This window comes from Sinomonas halotolerans, from assembly GCF_039615075.1.
GTDB lineage: Bacteria > Actinomycetota > Actinomycetes > Actinomycetales > Micrococcaceae > Sinomonas > Sinomonas halotolerans.
On sequence record NZ_JBDFRB010000014.1, the window covers coordinates 1 to 19,135 of the forward strand.

General features: G+C 69.5%; 16 protein-coding genes and 2 tRNA genes. 6 read left to right on the top strand and 12 right to left on the bottom strand.

Annotated features, from left to right (window positions below; genetic code table 11):
- The 12 genes from ABCQ75_RS13335 to dnaA form a co-directional block, all read right to left on the bottom strand.
- A partial coding sequence (locus tag ABCQ75_RS13335) for a DUF6531 domain-containing protein (RefSeq protein ID WP_345885937.1) occupies window positions 1–3,077 on the bottom strand: 3,077 nt, incomplete at its 3' end.
- Window positions 3,078–3,409: 332 nt separating this feature from the next.
- Window positions 3,410–3,482, bottom strand: a tRNA-Ala gene (locus ABCQ75_RS13340).
- Window positions 3,483–3,505: 23 nt separating this feature from the next.
- Window positions 3,506–3,625: a DLW-39 family protein gene (locus tag ABCQ75_RS13345; RefSeq protein WP_345885939.1), complete on the bottom strand. Its 120-nt coding sequence runs from the start codon at window positions 3,623–3,625 to the stop codon at window positions 3,506–3,508.
- Between the two features lie 31 nt (window positions 3,626–3,656).
- A tRNA-Ile gene (locus ABCQ75_RS13350) sits at window positions 3,657–3,730 on the bottom strand.
- A 74-nt stretch (window positions 3,731–3,804) separates the two neighbouring features.
- Window positions 3,805–4,434, bottom strand: coding sequence for a DUF3566 domain-containing protein (locus ABCQ75_RS13355; protein WP_345885940.1), 630 nt, complete (start codon window positions 4,432–4,434; stop codon window positions 3,805–3,807).
- Window positions 4,431–7,022, bottom strand: coding sequence for a DNA gyrase subunit A (gene gyrA, locus ABCQ75_RS13360; protein WP_427916103.1), 2,592 nt, complete (start codon window positions 7,020–7,022; stop codon window positions 4,431–4,433). Before gyrA ends, ABCQ75_RS13355 begins: the two co-directional genes overlap by 4 nt.
- Before the next feature lie 34 nt (window positions 7,023–7,056).
- On the bottom strand, window positions 7,057–9,132 hold the full coding sequence (gene gyrB, locus ABCQ75_RS13365) for a DNA topoisomerase (ATP-hydrolyzing) subunit B (RefSeq protein WP_427916106.1): 2,076 nt from the start codon (window positions 9,130–9,132) through the stop codon (window positions 7,057–7,059).
- Window positions 9,133–9,346: 214 nt separating this feature from the next.
- Window positions 9,347–9,928 carry a DciA family protein gene (locus ABCQ75_RS13370; RefSeq protein WP_345885942.1) on the bottom strand — a complete coding sequence of 194 codons (582 nt, stop codon included), beginning with the start codon at window positions 9,926–9,928 and terminating at the stop codon, window positions 9,347–9,349.
- On the bottom strand, window positions 9,918–11,186 hold the full coding sequence (gene recF, locus ABCQ75_RS13375; protein WP_345885944.1) for a DNA replication/repair protein RecF: 1,269 nt from the start codon (window positions 11,184–11,186) through the stop codon (window positions 9,918–9,920). The genes ABCQ75_RS13370 and recF overlap by 11 nt, the downstream gene beginning before the upstream one ends.
- Before the next feature lie 22 nt (window positions 11,187–11,208).
- Window positions 11,209–12,141, bottom strand: a complete 933-nt coding sequence (gene gnd, locus ABCQ75_RS13380) for a phosphogluconate dehydrogenase (NAD(+)-dependent, decarboxylating) (RefSeq protein ID WP_345886023.1) — start codon at window positions 12,139–12,141, stop codon at window positions 11,209–11,211.
- 40 nt (window positions 12,142–12,181) lie between these two features.
- A complete protein-coding gene (gene dnaN / locus ABCQ75_RS13385) occupies window positions 12,182–13,306 on the bottom strand; it encodes a DNA polymerase III subunit beta (protein ID WP_345885945.1) in 1,125 nt (374 codons plus the stop codon).
- 541 nt (window positions 13,307–13,847) lie between these two features.
- Window positions 13,848–15,260 (bottom strand): chromosomal replication initiator protein DnaA, encoded by a 1,413-nt coding sequence (gene dnaA / locus ABCQ75_RS13390; RefSeq protein ID WP_345885946.1) that lies wholly within the window; start codon window positions 15,258–15,260, stop codon window positions 13,848–13,850.
- Between the two features lie 576 nt (window positions 15,261–15,836).
- On the opposite strand from dnaA, the gene rpmH reads away from it, so the two are divergent.
- From rpmH to rsmG, 6 genes are read left to right on the top strand one after another with little or no spacing between them, the layout of a single operon-like run.
- Window positions 15,837–15,974, top strand: a complete 138-nt coding sequence (rpmH, locus tag ABCQ75_RS13395) for a 50S ribosomal protein L34 (protein WP_084249685.1) — start codon at window positions 15,837–15,839, stop codon at window positions 15,972–15,974.
- Window positions 15,975–16,017: 43 nt separating this feature from the next.
- On the top strand, window positions 16,018–16,434 hold the full coding sequence (rnpA, locus tag ABCQ75_RS13400) for a ribonuclease P protein component (protein WP_345885949.1): 417 nt from the start codon (window positions 16,018–16,020) through the stop codon (window positions 16,432–16,434).
- Window positions 16,418–16,840: a membrane protein insertion efficiency factor YidD gene (gene yidD / locus ABCQ75_RS13405; RefSeq protein WP_345885950.1), complete on the top strand. Its 423-nt coding sequence runs from the start codon at window positions 16,418–16,420 to the stop codon at window positions 16,838–16,840. The genes rnpA and yidD overlap by 17 nt, the downstream gene beginning before the upstream one ends.
- Before the next feature lie 9 nt (window positions 16,841–16,849).
- Window positions 16,850–17,815, top strand: a complete 966-nt coding sequence (gene yidC, locus ABCQ75_RS13410) for a membrane protein insertase YidC (RefSeq protein ID WP_345885952.1) — start codon at window positions 16,850–16,852, stop codon at window positions 17,813–17,815.
- Window positions 17,812–18,411 (top strand): Jag family protein, encoded by a 600-nt coding sequence (locus ABCQ75_RS13415; protein WP_345885953.1) that lies wholly within the window; start codon window positions 17,812–17,814, stop codon window positions 18,409–18,411. Before yidC ends, ABCQ75_RS13415 begins: the two co-directional genes overlap by 4 nt.
- Before the next feature lie 4 nt (window positions 18,412–18,415).
- Window positions 18,416–19,123, top strand: a complete 708-nt coding sequence (gene rsmG, locus ABCQ75_RS13420; RefSeq protein ID WP_345885954.1) for a 16S rRNA (guanine(527)-N(7))-methyltransferase RsmG — start codon at window positions 18,416–18,418, stop codon at window positions 19,121–19,123.
- Window positions 19,124–19,135: the final 12 nt, after the last annotated feature.

A 19,135-nucleotide genomic window follows, 5' to 3' on the forward strand; every position in this document is an offset into this window, starting at 1 on the left:
CGGGTGACGGTGAGCGTGTTCCCCTCGGGGTCGTGGGTGTAGTCGGCCACGACGGCGGCGCCGTTCCTGACCTGGGTGACGCGCCCGTCGGCGTCGTAGACGTAGGCCGTGACGGCGCCGTCGGGGCTGGTGAGGCTGGTCAGGTGGGAGGCGGCGTCATAGCCGAGCGTGAACACCCTGCCGGCCCGGGTGACCGTGGTGAGCCGGTCGAGGGAGTCGTGGGCGTACGTGGTGGTGCCGTTCGGGTCTGCCATGGAGGCGCGGTTGCCGTTGGCGTCGTAGGTGTAGGTGACGTCGCTGTCCGTGCCCGGCAGGTCCGCCCTGGTCAGCCTGCCCGCGGCATCGTACGTGTAGGCGGTGACGGTGCCCTGGGGGTCGGTGACGGCGGCGATCTGCCCGCGGGCCGTGTAGGTGAGGGTGTAGGTGCCCAGCGGGTTCGTGACCGAGGTGGCGCGGTTCGCCGCGTCGTACCCGAAGGCCACGGTCCTGCCCATCGAGTCCGTCACGCTGGTGGTGTTGCCGTTGGCGTCGTAGGCCATCGTGGTCGGCGGCACGTTCGAGTCCGGGCCCTGCACGGAGGTGAGGTGTCCGGCACTGTCGTAGGTGTAGGCGGTGGAGCGGCCCTTGGTGTCGGTGGCCTTGGTGACCCGGCCGTCGGCGTCGTAGTCGACGCTCTCGTACTGCCCGGCCGGGTCGGTGGCCTTGATGGTCCGGCCGAGGGCGTCGTACTCGTACCGCCAGGTGAACTGCGCCGGGTCCGCGCCGGGCGCGTTCCCGCGGGGGCTGGTCACCGCCGTGACACGGCCGGCGGCGTCGTAGGCCATCGACTGCACCGAGCCCAGCGGCGAGGCTGTCCGGGTCAGATCCCCCTCGGCGCTGTACTCGAGCGTGGAGACGTTGCCCAGCGAGTCGGTGGCCGAGGTGACGTTCCCGGCCGCGTCGTAGCCGCGGGTGCTGGTGTGGCCGCGGGCGTTGACCGTGGTGGTGGGCAGGTGCGCGGCGTTGTACTCGGAGCGCACGGTCCCGGTGCCGCCCTGGAACGTCTTCAGGTCACCTGCCGGACTGTACGCGAAGGCGGTCCGGGTGCCGTCCGCGGCGTAGGTGGCGGACAGGCGCAGCTGGGCGTCGTACTGGTAGTCCGTCCTCCGCCCCGTGGGATCGACCCGGCGCTGGAGCACGTTGCCGGCGTACACGTCCTTCCACACCCCGCCCCTCGGGTCGGCCATCGTCGCGGTCGAGGTGGCCGGGTCCCAGGCGAAGGCGGAGCGGTGGCCGAGCCCGTCCCACTGCTCCGCGACCCTCCCAGTGGAGGTGTCGTAGGCCGTGCGCACCACCGTCCGCCCCGTGGGGGACGTGATCTCTGCCAGCCTCCCGCCGGCGTCGTAGGCGTAGACGGTGGTCCCGCCGGCGGCGTCGGTGGCCCCGGTCAGGAGACCTGCGGTGTAGGAGTAGGTGGTGGCCTGCCCGGCCGAGGTCTGCGCCCGGGTGATCCTCCCCGCCGTGGTGTCCCACGTGAAGGCGATCCACCGCCCCCCGTCCGTGACTGTGGTCAGCCGGCCCCCGGCGTCGTACGCATAGCTCGGGCCGCGGCCTGAGGAGTCCGTCAGCGCGGTGAGCCTCCCGGAGGCGTCGAACACATGGGCCAGGCCGGAACGGGTCACAGCGGTGAAGGTCCCGTCCTGGTTCCGCACCAAGGACGCGGTCCCCCCGGGCGGGGGTGTGTAGGTGCCGTCGGAGTTCTCCGTGAACAGGACCCGCTGCCCGGTCCCGGCCTTCAGCACCGCCTCCCCGGCAGCGACGGCGAGGCGGATGTCGTAGCCCAGGCTCCAGCCCTTCCCGAACGGACCCTCCGCGCTGTCGGCCGAGGTGTAGAACCGGTTCACGGACAGGTTCCCCGTCACCGACGCCATCCCCAGATCCGTCTCGGCATGGGTGAAGGCCCCCGTCGCGGTGTTCACCGGGTCCGCCATCGACCCGGACGGCGCTGCAGCGAACTCCGACCCCCCGTCAGGGCCGTACAGCTGCCCATCCGACACCGAGCCGGCATACGTCCCGGCCCCGCTGACCCCGGCCGAGGGCATAGGCGGCGCCTCCGCCAACGCCGGCAGCACCTTCGTGAAGTACCCAGTGATCGTCTGCTTCCACTGTGCGGCACACGAGTTCCCGTCGATCAGGGCATAGGTGACCGCGGGGATGTAGGTCTCCTTCGAATCCCAGCAACCAGTGGGTGGATCCTCAAGGATGTGCCCCCACCAGTTATGCGCCAGATCCTGGGGGTCCTGGTTGGAGGGTTCGTCTTTGACCCCGCCGATCAGGGAGTTGCCCCGCAGGTCCAGCTGCTCCCGGGTCGAGCCGGGTGAGCTGCCTCCATAGACCGGCTTGGCGGCATAGTTGTCGTAGAACTTCACTGCCGTTGACCCCAGGAACGCCGCGCTGTAGCGGGAGAGGGTGCTCTCGAAGACGTTCTCCGTGACAGTGCCGCTCGGGCCGGAGACGCCGCAGTAGCTCTCGTAGAACTTGTTGTTGGCAATCCGCACCTCCCCGGCACCCGAGGCGATGTGCACCCCTGCGTACTGTGACTGAAGCAGATCGCTGTTGGTCAAGGACAGTGAGGCGCTCGAAGCCAGCTTGAGCTCGGCGTATGGCCCGCACACTCCGCCCGAGCCAGAGCCCCCGTACTGGATGACCGACCGGTCGATCACAGACTGCACCGTGGCATCGGTGGTGAAGTAGATGTGGTACCAGTCCCCGCGTGCCGGGGCGGTCGCCCCGCCGTCGCCGTTCGTGTCCCCAGCGACCGAGTCATCCCGGTGCGAGGTGATCACGATCGGCGCTGCGGGCGTCCCGCGGGCGACCAGCTGCCCCTTCACGTCGATGCGGCCAAACGCGTCCGCCGGGTTGCCGATCTTCACCACCACGCCCGGCTCGATCGTCAGCCTGACCCCCGCCCCGACGGTCAGCCTGTTCTGGACCCAGTACGGCGACCCCGCAGTGGTCCAGGTCGTGTCCGCACTAAGCGTCAGGCTCGAGATCACCGTGCCCTGGTTGGCATGGGCCGGGAGCGGGCCCGCCAGCAAGACCAGAGCCGAGAGCACCGCCCCATGGCACCGCGGACCAGACAAACGGTTCGCGCGTGGACACCTTCACCGGCTCAAAGCGGGCCGTATTCCGCGGGATTCCAAGGGAAAGACCCAACCCCCGCCGCTGCCCGCACGCCCCGCGCGGCAACTGCAGCCGGCGAAAGACGAGTACATCGGCCACCGGCCCAAGTAGCGCCGGAAAGGCTGTCGGCCATAGTCCCGAAAGTAAGGGGCGCACTGTCAAGGGGCGGCAGAATACCCCCCGTCTGATCTGGAAATGAAGGAAGCCAGGCGTCTTGGACGCCTGGCTTCCTTCATTCTTCTCTCGGTGGAGGCAAGGGGACTCGAACCCCTAACCCCCTGCTTGCAAAGCAGGTGCGCTACCAATTGCGCCATGCCCCCGAGGGCTTGGCCCGGCGCCGGTGCTACTCGACCGTGTCGGTCGAGCTGCTCCAGACATCCTTCTGGGCCTCGGACTCCTTCGCCTTCCGATACAGGAAGGCGCCCGCTGCAGCAGCGATCGCCAGGGCAATCAGCTTCTTCACGAGCACCTCCGGTGTGGAAGTAAGGTTTCCGTGGGCGTACCAGGACTTGAACCTGGGACCTCTTCGTTATCAGCGAAGCGCTCTAACCGCCTGAGCTATACGCCCTCATGGGACCTGAGTTCAATGCCCTCGGGCCGAGATATGACTTTACCGCACACCTCAGCCCGAGGCCAAATCCGTCAGTCGTCCGTGAGGGTCACCCCGATGCCGCCCACGAGCGTCGCCGCGATGTTGTAGAGCACCGCGGTGAGCATCGCCAGCGCCGTGAGGAGCACGACGTTCACCACCGCGATGATCGTGGCGAACGAGGCGACCTGGCCGAGGGAGGCGACCTTCTTGAGGTCGAACCCGCCGCTCTCCGTGCCGGCCACCTCGCCGAGGAGGCCGTTGATCCGGTCGAAGATCCCGGTGATGTCCAGAACCGTCCAGAGCACGATCGAGGCCACGACCGTGACGATCCCGAGCGCCACGGACAGGAGGAACGCCATCTTCAGCACGCTCCACGGGTCCACCTTGCTCACGAGCAGGCGGGCGCGGCGCTGCTTGGCCTTCGGGGCCGGGCGCACAAGGCCCTGCTGGCCCGGGCGCTGGCCCGGCTGGCCGGGACGTGCGGCGGGCGGGCGTCCCTGTGCGGGGCGGGGGCCCGTGGCGCGCTGCGCGCCGCCGGCCGTGAGCGGGCGCTCGGCGGGGCGCTGCGCGCCCGTGCCGTAGCCGGACGACGACGGCTGGCCGGCCGGGCGCTGCGGCTGGCGCACCGAGGCGGGCAGGAACCCGCCGTCGTTCGAGCGCGGATTCTCGGGCGTGCTCACTCGTTACCTCCCGGATTCTGGGCTTGGTCTTCAGCCAACGTTACGGCATCGTCCTCGGCCAGCTGCTCGCCGAGCGCGCGCTCGGAGTTCTTGGCGACGGCGATGATGCGGTCGCCCTTGTCCGGCTTGGCGAAGATGACGCCCATGGTGTCGCGACCCTTGGCGGGGACCCCGGTCACGGACGAGCGGACTACCTTGCCGCCCTCCATGACCACGAGCACCTCGTCCTCCTCGTGGACGATGTGGGCGCCGACGAGGTGGCCGCGCTCCTCCTGGTACTTGCCGACCTTGATGCCGAGGCCTCCGCGGCCCTGGACCCGGTACTCGTCCACCGAGGTGCGCTTGGCGTAGCCGCCCTCCGTCACGATGAAGACGAACGAGCCCTCGGTGACGACGTCCGCGGCCAGGAGCTCGTCGTCGTCCCTGAACTTCATGCCCGTGACGCCGCTCGTGGCGCGGCCCATGGGGCGCAGCGCCTCGTCATCGGCCGTGAACCGCAGGGACTGGCCGTTGCGGGAGACGAGCATGAGGTCGTCGGTCTCGGAGACCAGCTGCGCCGAGACGAGCTCGTCGCCGTCGCGGAGGTTGATCGCGATCACGCCGGCGGAGCGGTTCGTGTCGTAGTCCTCGAGGCGGGTCTTCTTCACGAGCCCGCCCTTCGTGGCGAGGACGAGGTACGGCGCCTGCTCGTAGTCGCGGAGGTCGAGGACCTGCGCAATCCGCTCGTCCGGCTGGAACGCCAGCAGGTTCGCCACGTGCTGGCCCTTGGCGTCGCGCCCGCCCTCGGCGAGCTCGTACGCCTTGGCGCGGTAGACGCGCCCGAGGTTCGTGAAGAACAGGAGCCAGTGGTGCGTCGTCGTGACGAAGAAGTGCTCCACCACGTCGTCCCCGCGCAGCTGGGCCCCGCGGACGCCCTTCCCGCCGCGGATCTGCTGGCGGTACTGGTCGCTGCGGGTGCGCTTGACGTACCCGCCCCGGGTGATGGTGACGACCATCTCCTCCTCGGGGATGAGGTCCTCGATGCTCATGTCGCCGTCGAACCCGGGCAGGATCTGCGTGCGGCGGTCGTCGCCGTGCTTGTCGACGATCCCCTGCAGCTCCTCGGAGATGATCTGGCGCTGGCGGACCGGGTCGGCGAGGATCTCGTTGTACTCGGCGATCATCGCCTCGAGCTCGTCGTTGCGGTCCTGGATCTTCTGCCGCTCGAGGGCCGCGAGGCGGCGCAGCTGCATGTCGAGGATCGCCCGGGCCTGGAGCTCGTCGATCTCGAGCAGGGACATGAGGCCCTCGCGCGCCTCGTCCACCGTGGGGGAGCGGCGGATGAGCGCGATGACCTCGTCGAGCATGTCGAGGGCCTTGAGCAGGCCGCGGAGGATGTGGATCTCCTCCTCGGCCTTCCGCAGGCGGAACCGCGTGCGCCGGACGATGACGTCGAGCTGGTGCGTCACCCAGTGCCGCACGAACGCGTCGAGCGAGAGCGTGCGCGGCACGCCGTCCACGATCGCGAGCATGTTCGCGCCGAAGTTCTCCTGCAGCTGCGTGTGCTTGTACAGGTTGTTCAGCACGACCTTGGCCACGGCGTCCCGCTTGAGGACGATCACGAGGCGCTGGCCCGTGCGGCCGGAGGTCTCGTCGCGGAGGTCGGCGATGCCGGTGATCTTGCCGTCGCGGACGAGCTCGGCGATCTTGATGGCGAGGTTGTCCGGGTTGGCCTGGTAGGGCAGCTCGGTCACGACGAGGCACGTGCGGCCCTGGAGCTCCTCGACGTTGACCACCGCGCGCATCGTGATCGAGCCGCGGCCGGTCCGGTACGCCTCCTCGATGCCCTTGTGGCCCAGGATCGTCGCGCCGGTGGGGAAGTCGGGGCCCTTGATGCGGACCAGGAGCGCCTCGAGGAGCTCCTCGCGGGTCGCCTCGGGGTTCTCGAGGTACCACTGGACGCCGGAGGCCACCTCGCGCAGGTTGTGCGGCGGGATGTTGGTGGCCATGCCGACGGCGATGCCCGCCGAGCCGTTGACGAGCAGGTTGGGGAACCTGGCCGGCAGGATGGACGGCTCCTGATTCTTGCCGTCGTAGTTGTCCTGGAAGTCGACCGTCTCCTCGTCGATGTCCCGGACCATCTCCATGGCCAGCTGCGCCATCTTGGTCTCGGTGTACCGCGGGGCCGCGGCGCCGTCGTTGCCGGGGGAGCCGAAGTTCCCCTGGCCGAGGGCGAGCGGGTAGCGCATCGTCCAGTCCTGGATGAGGCGCACGAGGGCGTCGTAGATCGCCATGTCGCCGTGCGGGTGGTACGTGCCCATGACGTCGCCGACGACGCGCGCGCACTTGTTGAACGCGCGGTCGGGGCGGTAGCCGCCGTCGTACATCGCGTAGATGACACGGCGGTGCACGGGCTTGAGGCCGTCGCGGACGTCCGGCAGGGCGCGGCCCACGATGACGGCCATCGCGTAGTCGAGATAGGACCGCTGCATCTCGGTCTGCAGGTCCACCTGCTCGACGCGGTCGATCACGGTCCCCTCGCCGCCGCCGAAGGCGCCGCCCTCGGCGCCCGGGCCCGTCCCGGTGTTCTCGGGAGTCTCGTCGCTCACAGATCGTCTCCTCTAGATTCCTGACCGGCCCGGACTAGATGTCCAGGAACCGGACGTCCTTGGCGTTCTGCTGGATGAAGTGCCGGCGCGACTCGACGTCGTCGCCCATGAGCACCGAGAACGTCTGGTCGGCGGAGGCCGCGTCCTCCATGGTCACCTGCAGCAGGGTGCGCCGGTCGGGGTCCATCGTGGTGTCCCACAGCTCGGTGTAGTCCATCTCGCCGAGGCCCTTGTAGCGCTGGATGCCGTTCTCCTTGGGCAGCCGCTGCCCGTTGGCGATCCCGGCCCGGATCGTCTCGTCCCGCTCGCGGTCGCTGAACACGTAGTCGTGCGCGTGGTTGGACCACTTGATCCGGTAGAGCGGCGGCTGCGCGAGGTACACGTAGCCGTTCTCGATGAGCGGGCGCATGTACCTGAACAGGAGCGTCATGAGCAGGGTCGTGATGTGCTGGCCGTCCACGTCGGCGTCGGCCATGAGCACGATCTTGTGGTACCGCAGCTTCGAGATGTCGAAGTCCTCGCCGATCCCCGTGCCGAAGGCCGTGATCATCGACTGGACCTCGGCGTTGCCGAGCGCCTTGTCCAGGCGCGCGCGCTCCACGTTGAGGATCTTGCCGCGCAGGGGCAGGATCGCCTGGGTGCGCGGGTTGCGGCCGCGCTTGGCCGAGCCGCCGGCCGAGTCGCCCTCCACAAGGTAGACCTCGCACTCGCTCGGATCCTTGCTCGAGCAGTCGGAGAGCTTGCCGGGCATGCCGAAGGACTCGAGCGGGCTCTTGCGCCGCGCATTGTCGCGGGCCTTGCGCGCGGCCATGCGCGCCTGGGAGGCCTGGATGGCCTTGCGGATCACGTCCCGCGCCGGGCCGGGGTTGCGCTCGAGCCAGTCGCCGAGCTGGTCCGTCACGACCCGCTGCACGAACCCCTTGACCTCGGAGTTGCCGAGCTTGGTCTTGGTCTGGCCCTCGAACTGCGGCTCGGCGAGCTTGACGCTGATGACGGCGGTGAGCCCCTCGCGGATGTCGTCGCCGGAGAGGTTCTCCTCCTTCTCCTTGAGGATCGACTTCTCGCGCGCGTACCGGTTGATGAGCGAGGTCATCGCGGCGCGGAAGCCCTCCTCGTGGGTGCCGCCCTCGTGCGTGTTGATCGTGTTGGCGTAGGTGTGGACGCTCTCCGAGTAGGCCGTGGTCCACTGCATCGCCATCTCCACCGAGATCTTCCGCTCGGTGTCCTCGTTCTCGAACGCGATGACGTCCTCGTGCACCACCTCGGACTTCTTCGAGGAGTTGAGGTGCTTGACGTAGTCGAGCAGCCCGTCGTCGTACTTGTAGTCGACGACGCGGCGGTGCGGCCCCGGTGCGGGGGCGTCCGACGGCGCAGGCTCGCCGCCGTCGCCCGCCTCGCCCGAGGCGTGGCCCGCCCCGGCGAGCTCGGCCTCCTCCTCGTCGCCGCGGCGCTCGTCGATGAGCGTGATCCGCAGGCCCTTGTTCAGGAAGGCCATCTGCTGGAAGCGCGCGCGGAGGGTCTCGAAGTCGAACTCGACCGTCTCGAAGATCGCCGGGTCCGCGTAGAACGTCTGGGTGGTGCCGGTGGCGTCCGTCGCCTCGCCCTTGACGAGCTCCCCGACCGGCTTGCCGCCGTCCCGGAAGGACATGCGCCATGCGTGGCCCTGGCGGCGCACCTCGGTGTCCACCCGCTTCGAGAGCGCGTTGACCACGGAGATGCCCACGCCGTGCAGGCCGCCCGAGACCGCATACCCGCCGCCGCCGAACTTGCCGCCGGCGTGCAGGATCGTCATGACGACTTCGACCGTGGGCTTGCCCTCGGTGGGGTGGATGTCCACGGGGATGCCGCGGCCGTTGTCCTCGACCCGCACGCCCCCGTCCTCCTGGAGCGTGACCTTGATGTGGTCGCAGTATCCGGCCAGGGCTTCGTCGACCGAGTTGTCCACGACCTCGTACACAAGGTGGTGGAGGCCGCGCGGACCGGTCGAGCCGATGTACATGCCGGGGCGCTTGCGGACTGCCTCGAGGCCCTCGAGCACGGTGATGCTGCTGGCTCCGTAGTCCTTCGGCCCGGATGCACGGTCCACATCCTGCTGCGCGCTCGGGTTCACTGCACTCTCGTCAGCCACGGGCGGTCTCGACCCCTCTTCTGTTCGGAAGGCTTAACACGTCGATTCTACCGGTCTGGCCGCGCCAGAACGGACAGTGTCAGGCCGACATGCCGTTCAGCAGCCCGCTAAGGGCGCATGGCGAGGCCCGCCGAGCCCTGCCCAAGGGGGAGTGTCCCTCCCGGCCTCCCGGGGGCCCCACGCGCCGTCCACGGGATCAGCCGTAGGTGTCGCGCGGGCCCCGCCCGGAGACGTGGCGCGGGCCCTTGCGCCAGCTCGGTGCGGACGGGCCGAGCACGTGCAGGGAGGTCACGACCCCCTCGCCCAGCTCCCGCCGGAACCTGTCCAGGAGCGCGGTGCTCAGCAGGCGGAGCTGGGTGGCCCATGCGGTCGAGTCGCAGCGGACCCTCAGGACCGTGCCCTCGAAGCTCTCGGGGGTGCAGTGGGAGGCGATGTCCTCGCCCACGAGCTCGCGCCAGCGGGACATGACGGAGCCGACCGCAACCGGCGAGGACCAGCCCCGCTCCGCGACCACGCGGTTCACCACGTTCCCGAGCCCGAGCGGATCCCTGCCGCCGTAGGGGTTGGACGTGCGCGGGCGCCGCGTCGGCTTCGCAGCCGGTGCGTTCGTGTCCCGGACGAGGGGGCCGGTGGCCCGCACGCGCACCTCGCCGCGCGCCTCGGCTGCCTCGCGCGCGCGGTTGAGCGCGGCGCGCGCGGCGTCGATTCCGTCCCCCGCCTCCTGGGGCGCTGGCCCGGGCGCTGGGCCCGGCTCCGGCACGTCCCGCTCAGGATCCATCGCCGAGCCCTCCCGGTACCACCTGCACGCGGCGGCCTGCGAGCTCCGCCGGGATGTCGGCGTCGACCGCTGCCGTCACGAGGACCTGTTCCGCCTTGGCGACGATCGCCGCGAGCCTCGCCCGGCGCGCGGCGTCGAGCTCGGCGAAGACGTCGTCGAGGACGAGTATGGGCTCGTCCCCGGTCACCGTCGAGTCGTCGAGCATGACGTAGTAGGAGGCCAGGCGCAGCGCGAGCGCGAAGGACCACGTCTCGCCGTGCGAGGCGAACCCCTTCGCGGGTGCGGGGCCGAGGAGCAGTTCGAGGTCGTCGCGATGCGGGCCCACGAGTGTCAGGCCACGCTCGAGCTCTCGCGGCCGGGCCTCGGCGAGCGCCGCGAGGAAGCGCTCCGCGATCGCGGGCGCGCCGAGTCCCGAGAGCGTCCCGACGACCGCGCCGCCGTCGTCCTCCGTCCCGATGTTGCCAGGCGCAACGTCGTCCAAGGCATTGTCATCCGGGGTGCCGGGCCACGACTCGTCCTGGACGGCGCCCTCGACGCTCGAGCGGTACACGGCGCGGGCCACCTTGGAGCCGTCCGTGAGCTGCGCGTATGCGGCGTCGAGATGCGGTCCGAGCCGCTCCACGAGCTCGAGCCGGGCCTCGAGCAGCCGGGAGCCGGCCTCGGCGAGGTGCGCGTCCCACACGTCGAGGGTCGACTCGACCGTGGCCCCGTGCGCGTCAGGGGCCGGCGGGCGCCGGGAGAACCGCGACGCGCGCGCGCTCTTGAGGAGCGCATTGCGCTGCTTGAGGACCCGTTCGTAGTCCGCGCGGGTCCCGGCGTGGTGCGGCACGAGAACGGTGAGGAGCTCGTCGAGGAAGCGGCGCCTCGCCGAGGGGTCGCCCTTGACGAGGGCGAGGTCCTCAGGGGCGAACAGCACGGTGCGGGCAATGCCGAGCAGGTCCCGCGCGCGCAGCGGGCTGCCGCGGTTGATGCGCGCGCGGTTGGCCCGCCCGGGGTTGACCTCGAGCTCGAGTACTGTGCGCTGCGTTCCGCGGACGAATCCCGCGCGCACCACCGCGCGCTCGGCGCCGAAGCGCACGAGCGGGGCGTCCGAGCTGACGCGGTGGGAGCTCAGCGTGGAGAGCATCCCGAGGGCTTCGACGAGGTTCGTCTTGCCCACGCCGTTCGGGCCGACGAGCACCGTCGCGCCGGGGGAGAGCTCGAGGTCCAGCTGCCCGTACGAGCGGAAGTCCGTGAGGGAGAGGCGTTCGACGTACACCGTGGGCGATGCGCTCCTCGGTCTACTGCCCGGCTGGACGCGTGGCGTGCCCGCCGAACTGCTGGCGCAGGGCGGAGACCATCTTCATGGCGGGGGAGGAGTCCTCGCGGGACTCGAACCGGGCGAAGAGCGCGGCAGTGATCGCCGGCGCGGGCACGGCGTTCGCGATGGCCTCCTCGACCGTCCAGCGGCCTTCGCCCGAGTCCTCGACGTAGTCGTCGATGTTCGCCAGGCCCGGGTCCTCGTCGAGGGCCTTGACCAGGAGGTCCAGGAGCCACGAGCGGACCACGGTGCCCTTCTGCCAGGCACGGAACGTGCCGGGGAGGTCGGTGATGATGTCCTTCGCGGCGAGGAGCTGGTAGCCCTCCGCGTAGGACTGCATGAGCCCGTACTCGATCCCGTTGTGGACCATCTTGGCGTAGTGGCCCGCGCCGGTCCCGCCCACGTGGACGAAGCTGTCCGCGCGATCGCCCTCGGGGCGGAGCGCGTCGAACACGGGCAGCACGCGCTCGATGTCCGCGGCGTCCCCGCCGGCCATGAGCCCGTAGCCGTTCTCGAGGCCCCAGACGCCGCCGGAGACCCCGCAGTCGACGAACCGGATCCCCTTCGCGGCGAGCTGTGCGGAGTGCCGCTCGTCCTCGGTGAACCGGGAGTTGCCGCCGTCGATCACGAGGTCGCCCTCGGAGAGCTTCTCGCAGAGCTCGGTGATGACGGCGTCCGTGACCGCGCCGGCCGGGACCATGACCCAGACCGTCCGCGGGCTCGGGAGCGCGGCGATCAGCTCGTCCACCGAGGCTGTGTCGGTGATCTCGGGATTGCGGTCGTAGCCCGTGACCTCGATCCCGGCGCGGCGGAGGCGTTCGCGCATGTTGAAGCCCATCTTGCCCAGGCCGATCAGTCCGATGTGCACGTGACGTCGCTCCGTTCTCGCCGGTGGGGCGGGTGGCCTCTGCAGGGGTGGGTCGGTGGGAATGCCGTCAGGCCGGGGAATCCGGTCAGTTGGGGAGGCGTACCGGCATGACGAGGTAGCGGTAGTCGATCTCGTCCTCGCCGTCGATCTCGCGCTGGGCCGTGATCATGGCCGGCTTCGGCGCACTCGTGAACGAGAACCGCACGAACGGGGTCTCGATCACGCCGAGGCCCTCGATGAGGTAGTGCGGGTTGAACGCGACCGTGATCTCCTCGCCGGTGAGCTTGGCCTCGAGCTCCTCCGAGGCCTGGGCGTCCTCGCCTGTGCCGGCGTCGAGCGTCACGAGGCCGTCCGTGAAGGCGAGGCGCACCGGGGTGTTGCGCTCGGCCACGAGGGAGACGCGGCGCACGGCCTCGACGAGCTCCTGGGTCGAGACGACAGCCTGGATGGGCGTGGAGTCCGGGAAGAGCGAGCGGATCTTGGGGTAGTCCCCGTCCACGAGCAGCGAGGTGGTGGTGCGGCCCCCGCTCTCGAAGCCGATCAGGCGGCTGTCGTCCTCGGAGAGGGCGAGGTTCAGGCTGCCGGCGCCACCGAGGGTCTTCGCGACCTCGTTGAGCGTCTTGGCCTTCACGAGCGCGGCCGTGGAGGTCTCCGGCGAGGCGGGGGACCACGGCAGCTCGCGCATGGCGAGGCGATACCTGTCCGTGGCGAGGAGCGTGATGAGGTCGTTCTCGATCTCCATCCGCACGCCCGTGAGGATCGGCAGGGTGTCGTCCTTGCTCGCGGCGATGATCACCTGGGAGACGGCCTTGGCGAAGGCGTCACCGGAGACCGCGCCGGTGATCGGCGGCAGCTCGGGAAGGGCCGGGTACTCGCCCTCGGGCATCGTGGCGAGGTGGAACGAGCTGCGGCGGCACGTGAGAGTGACCTTGGTGCCGTCCGTCTCGACGTCGACCGGCGCTGCGGGGAGGCTGCGGCAGATGTCCGCGAGGAGACGGCCGGAGACCAGGATGGTGCCCTCCTGGCTGATCTCCGCGGGGATCTCGAGCCGGGCCGAGGTCTCGTAGTCGAAGCTCGAGAGGCTCACGACGCCGTCGTGGGCCGTGAGCAGCAGGCCTGCCAGGACGGGGACGGGCGGACGCGGGGAGAGCGAGCGGGCGGCCCAGCTCACGGCCTCGGTGAGGACATCCCGTTCGACTCGGAACTTCACGTCTGGTGCTCAGCCTTTCAGTCACGTCAGCGCCCGTCGGGACGCAGGGGGCCACGGTCCGTGAATCACACGTCTGTGCGGCCTCGGAGCGCTGACCACAGCTTAGCCCCATGAGCTGGGGGCGGATCAACGGGCTGGACGCCACGGTGTGGCGCTGGAGCAGCGCCGATGGTCGGACGATCGGAGGCCGGACGGGCGGGCTTGCCAACTGTTGTCCGACGGGATCTGAGCATTCTTGTAGTTCGTGGTGTTAATAACTGCTGTGGAAACTGTGGAAAACCGGCGTGCGCCGCGGAATCCCGCGGGGTCAGCCTGTTCATGGGTTGTTGACCGTGTGCGGACACTCGGGTGGGTGCCTGTGGAGGGCCGCAGACATGTGATTCGGATGCTCCACAGCTGCCCGGAGGGTTTTAAGCCCATTGGGGCCTGATGTGCACTTAACGGTCCACAGGGTTGTCCACAGCACACTGTTAATAAGGAACGCGCACCCGCGCGCGAGCGCGCCCGGGGGTCCCTGCAGCGCCGGGCAGGCACCAGACGGTCAGGCGCCGCGCTGGGCCTGCTTGATCTTGTTCGTGAGCTCGGTGACCTGGTTGTAGATCGCGCGCCGCTCTGCCATGAGCTCGCGGATCTTCCGGTCCGCGTGGATCACCGTGGTGTGGTCGCGGCCGCCGAGGACCTGCCCGATCTTGGGCAGGGACATGTCGGTGAGCTCCCGGCACAGGTACATCGCGATCTGCCGCGCCGTGACGAGCGTCCGGGTCCGGGACTTGCTGTTGAGCTCCTCGACCGTGAGCTTGAAGTAGGCCGCGGTCTCGGCAAGAATCTGCTCCGCCGTGATCTCGAGTGCGGAGTCGTCCGTGATGAGGTCCTTGAGCACCATCTCGGCGAGGGCCACATCGACCGGCTGCTTGTTCAGGCTCGCGAAGGCCGTGACGCGGATGAGCGCGCCCTCGAGCTCGCGGATGTTCGCGGAGATGCGGGAGGCGATGTACTCGAGCGCGTCATCCGGAGCGGAGAGGCCGTCGCTCGTGGCCTTCTTCCTCAGGATCGCGATGCGGGTCTCGAGCTCGGGCGGCTGGATGTCCGTCAGGAGGCCCCACTCGAAGCGGGACTTCATCCGGTCCTCGAAGCCGTGGAGCATCTTCGGCGGCTGGTCCGAGGTGATGACCACCTGCTTGTTGCTGTTGTGCAGCGCGTTGAACGTGTGGAAGAACTCCTCCTGGGTGGCGTTGCGGCCGGCCAGGAACTGGATGTCGTCGATCAGCAGCAGGTCCACGTTGCGGTACGTGGTCTTGAAGCTCGTGCCCTCGTCGTCGCGGATCGAGTTGATGAAGTCGTTGGTGAACTCCTCCGAGTTCACGTACCGCACGCGGATCCCGTTGTAGAGCCGGCGCGCGTAGTGGCCGATCGCGTGCAGGAGGTGGGTCTTGCCCAGACCCGAGTCGCCGTAGATGAAGAGCGGGTTGTAGGCCTTGGCGGGCGCCTCGGCCACCGCCACGGCGGCCGCGTGGGCGAACCGGTTCGACGCGCCGATCACGAACGTGTCGAAGACGTACTTGGGGTTGAGGCGGCTGACTTCCTGAGACGTGCTCGGCGGCGTGGGCGCGGGCCGCACCTCCTGCCGGATCTCGGGCCGCTCGACCGGTTCGAAGGACTCCTCGCGCACGGGCACGAGCTCGGTGTCGACGTCGATCGCGCACCGGATGTCCTCGGTGAAGACCGATCGCAGGGCATCGTCGAGGGCCTGCTTGACCTGCCCCTGGAGAACCTCGCGGGTGAGTTCATTGGGGACCGCGACGAGGAGCGTCGAGCCGATGAGTCCCTGGGCCTGTGCGAGTGAGACGAATCCGCGCTGGCGCGGTGAGACGCGCTCGTCCTCCTCGAGGAGCCGGACGACCCGGCGCCACGAACTGCCGAGCGTGTTGGCCTCGTTGGCCTCCTCCGTGCCCATGGGCTCCTCTCACTTGCTTCTGTGCCTCGCCGTTCCCGGTGAAGCCCCCATCACCGTGGCGCCGTGTGACGCCGTCGTGCTCCGCCGTTCGGAAGGGGGCGTCCCAGACTGTGGGAGGGCCGCTGTCCACCGCTGAATCCACAGGGATACCCACAGGCGTGGACGGGGAGCACTCAGACAGCCTAGATGATGGAACAACCCAGTGGACAACTGGGATCTGGCTGGGGATGAATTACACTGGTGCAGTTCTTCCCGGAGCCCCGCTGACGGCGCTGTCCACAGGCTGCGGAGTGCCGTTGGACACAGGCTGGGGACAACCCCAGCAGTGGAGCGGCGCCCTTTGCGCACCCTTTCGAATTGACTCCGCGGCCGCGCGTGCCCTAACGTCGTTAAGTCCTTTGTGTCTGCCTACTGTCCTGTCGCATGCCCACGGAAGCCCCTCGAGAACGCCGGTCCTGCCGGCGGCCGGAGGTGCGGACGGCATGAGGCGCGGCGGGGCGGCAGGCCCCGAACATTCAGCGTCCGCCAATACTTCCGTCATCCGGCAGGCGCCCTCGATCTTCTGGAGTGAGAGAAGTGAGCAAGCGGACTTTTCAGCCGAATAACCGCCGTCGTGCCAAGAAGCACGGCTTCCGCCTTCGCATGCGCACCCGCGCCGGCCGTGCCATCCTGGCCGCCCGCCGCAGCAAGGGCCGCGCAGAGCTTTCGGCCTGAGCACGTAACCAGTGCCGGTCCCGGCGTAGGCACGCGCTGAGTCATGCTCGCCGCGACCCACCGCCTGCGCACCGGCGCAGACTTCACGCATACCGTACGTTCCGGCGTCCGCCAAGGGCGCCGGAACGTCGTGCTGTATGCGGCCGCTTCTGACGGCCGGCCCTCGCGGTTCGGCTTCATCGTCTCCAAGGCTGTGGGGAACGCGGTCACCCGCAACCTCGTTAAGAGGAGGCTGAGGGAGGCTGCGGCCTCGACTGTCCGCCGGCACCCCCGGGGAGTCGATGTGGTGGTCCGTGCCCTCCCGGCCTCTGCCGACGCGACGTGGGCGGACCTGTGCCGGGACTACGAGTCGGCACTGGGGGGCGCGCTCAAGCGGCTGCGCCCTGCCGCAGCGGCAGACGAGAAGACGGCCCGGACGCCGTGGGCCCAGGAGAGGACGGACGATGGCGACGGTCGCTGAGCCCGCCCGCCCGCCGAGGCGAGGCCTCGCGCAGGAGTGGGGACTCGCCGTCGTGCGCGCGGTGTGGACGTTCCCGCAGCGCGTCCTCATCCTGCTCCTGAAGGCCTACCGCGCGGTGGTCTCGCCGCTCTACGGCCAGGTCTGCAGGTTCTTCCCCTCGTGCTCGGCGTATGCGCTCGAGGCCGTCACGGTGCACGGGGCTGTGCGAGGATCGTATCTGGCGGTCCGTCGCCTGGCGCGCTGCCACCCTTGGAACCCAGGGGGGCTCGACCCCGTGCCGGACGGCCACCGGCACTGGCCAGAGGACCGCATCCCGCGGATCGTGGTGCTGAACCACCCGGACCGCTACTGGACCGACCAGCCGGAGGACGGCGAGGACCCGGCCACGACGACACGAGGAATGTAGGGAAAACGGATGGACTTCTTCGGGGCAATCATGTTCCCGTTCCAGTGGCTGGTCTCCTTCATCATGGTGGCCTTCCACGACGGGCTGACGTTCTTGGGCCTGCCCGAGGCGTCCGGATGGACGTGGACGCTGTCGATCATCGGGCTCGTGCTCGTGATCCGCGCCGCCCTCATCCCGGTGTTCGTCAGGCAGATCAAGGCCCAGCGCGGCATGCAGCTCCTGCAGCCTGACCTGCAGAAGCTCCAGGCCAAGTACAAGGGCAAGACGGACCAGCTCTCGCGCCAGGCCATGGCGCAGGAGCAGATGGCGCTGTACAAGAAGCACGGCACCAACCCGTTCTCGGCGTGCCTGCCGATGCTCATCCAGATGCCGTTCTTCTTCGCGCTCTTCCAGGTGCTCTCGGGCATCTCGAAGGCTAACCAGGACACGACCGGCATCGGTGCCATGACCCACGACCAGGTGCGGCAGTTCGACGCCTCGAGCATCTTCGGCGCCCCGCTCTCGGCCTCGCTCCTGCACGGTGGCGGCGGCGACGCCGTGGCGGTCGCGGTCCTCTCGATCCTCATGATCATCGCGATGACGGCCTCGCAGTTCATCACGCAGAAGCAGATCATGGCCAAGAACATGTCCGAAGAGGCCATGGCCAGCCCCTTCATGCGCCAGCAGAAGATCCTGCTCTACATCCTCCCGCTCGTCTTCGGCATCGGCGGCATCAACTTCCCCATCGGCGTCCTCATCTACTGGACCATCTCCAACCTGTGGACCATGGGCCAGCAGTTCTACGTGATCCGCCGCATGCCCGCTCCCGGCTCGCCCGCCGCCAAGGCCCTCAACGAGCGCCGCATCGCGAAGGGCCTCGCGCCCATCGACGTGACCACGGGCAAGGCGATGAAGCCCGAGGACATGCCCCCGCCGCCCGCTCCCAAGACGCAGCGCCAGCAGCCGCAGCGGAAGAACAGGAAGAAGAAGGCATGAGCTCCGAGAACTCCGTGACCGAGGAAGCCCTGACGCCCGAGGAGACCGCGCCGGAGCACGCCGACGTGCCCGCCGAGGCCTCGGACGAGGCGGCCGCGCAGGCCGAGGAGGGCGCCGGCCAGACGCCGGCGAACCGCCTCGAGGAGGAGGGCGAGGTGGCGGCTGACTACCTCGAGGAGCTCCTGGACATCGCGGACATCGACGGCGACCTCGACATCGAGGTGCGCAACGGCCGGACGTACCTCTCGGTCGTGGCCGAGGACGAGGCCGAGGGCCTCGACGTCCTCGTCGGCAAGGACGGCGAGGTCCTCGAAGCCCTGCAGGAGCTCACGCGCCTGTCGGTCCTCGCAGCGACCGGCTACCGCTCGCGGCTCGTGCTGGACGTCAACGGCTACCGCGGCGACCGTTCGTCGACCCTCCAGGACCTCGCGGAGCGGGCTGTCGCGGACGTGAAGGCCGGCAATGGCCCGGTCCACCTGGCGCCGATGAGCTCCTACGAGCGGAAGATCGTCCACGACGCCGTGGCGGACCTCGGGTTCGTGAGCGAGTCCGAGGGCGAGGGCCCGCGCCGGCACATCGTCGTCTCGGCCGGCTGAGCTGATGGCTGGAGTCCAGGACGGGGCGGGGGACGCCGCGGCGCACGACGCCGTTGCGGAGTCCGCAGGCACAGTGCCGGAGCTTGCCCCCGGCGAAGAGGCAGCCGCTGAGCGGCTGTTCGGCGATCGGCTCGATCTCGCCCGGCGCTACGTCGGGCATCTGGCGACTTCGGGGCTCGAGCGCGGGCTCATCGGTCCGCGAGAGGTTCCGCGCCTGTGGAGCCGACATGTGCTGAACTGCGCGGTCATCGAGTCCGAGTTCCCGGCCGGCGCATGGGTCGCGGACGTGGGCAGTGGAGCTGGACTGCCCGGCCTCTGCCTGGCGATCGCTCGTCCGGACCTCTCCCTCACGCTCATCGAACCCCTCGAGCGGCGTGTGATCTGGCTCGAGGAGGTCATCGAGGACCTCGGGCTGACGAACGTCAGGGTCCTGCGCGGGCGTGCCGAGCAGGTTGCGGACGAGGTCTCGGTCGACTTCGTGACGGCACGGGCGGTCTCCGCCCTCTCGACCCTCGTCCCGCTGACGCTCCCGCTGCTCGGCGGCGAGGGCTCGCTCGTGGCCATCAAAGGCCGCAGCGCGGCTGAGGAGGTCGAGAAGGCAGCGAAGGTGATCAGGAAGCACAAGGGCCACTCTGTCGAGGTCCACACCGTGGGGGACGGTCTCCTCGAGGAGCCGACCACGGTGGTACGGATCGCTGTCGGATCTGCCTAGCCTCCTCGGGAG

Excerpts from the sequence above, each read along its gene's own strand:
- ABCQ75_RS13370 (WP_345885942.1), bottom strand. The coding sequence starts at position 9,928 with ATGGATCCTGAGCGGGACGTGCCGGAGCCGGGCCCAGCGCCCGGGCCA.
- dnaA (WP_345885946.1), bottom strand. The coding sequence starts at position 15,260 with ATGGGCACGGAGGAGGCCAACGAGGCCAACACGCTCGGCAGTTCGTGG.
- rnpA (WP_345885949.1), top strand. The coding sequence starts at position 16,018 with ATGCTCGCCGCGACCCACCGCCTGCGCACCGGCGCAGACTTCACGCAT.
- yidD (WP_345885950.1), top strand. The coding sequence starts at position 16,418 with ATGGCGACGGTCGCTGAGCCCGCCCGCCCGCCGAGGCGAGGCCTCGCG.
- yidC (WP_345885952.1), top strand. The coding sequence starts at position 16,850 with ATGGACTTCTTCGGGGCAATCATGTTCCCGTTCCAGTGGCTGGTCTCC.
- ABCQ75_RS13415 (WP_345885953.1), top strand. The coding sequence starts at position 17,812 with ATGAGCTCCGAGAACTCCGTGACCGAGGAAGCCCTGACGCCCGAGGAG.
- rsmG (WP_345885954.1), top strand. The coding sequence starts at position 18,416 with ATGGCTGGAGTCCAGGACGGGGCGGGGGACGCCGCGGCGCACGACGCC.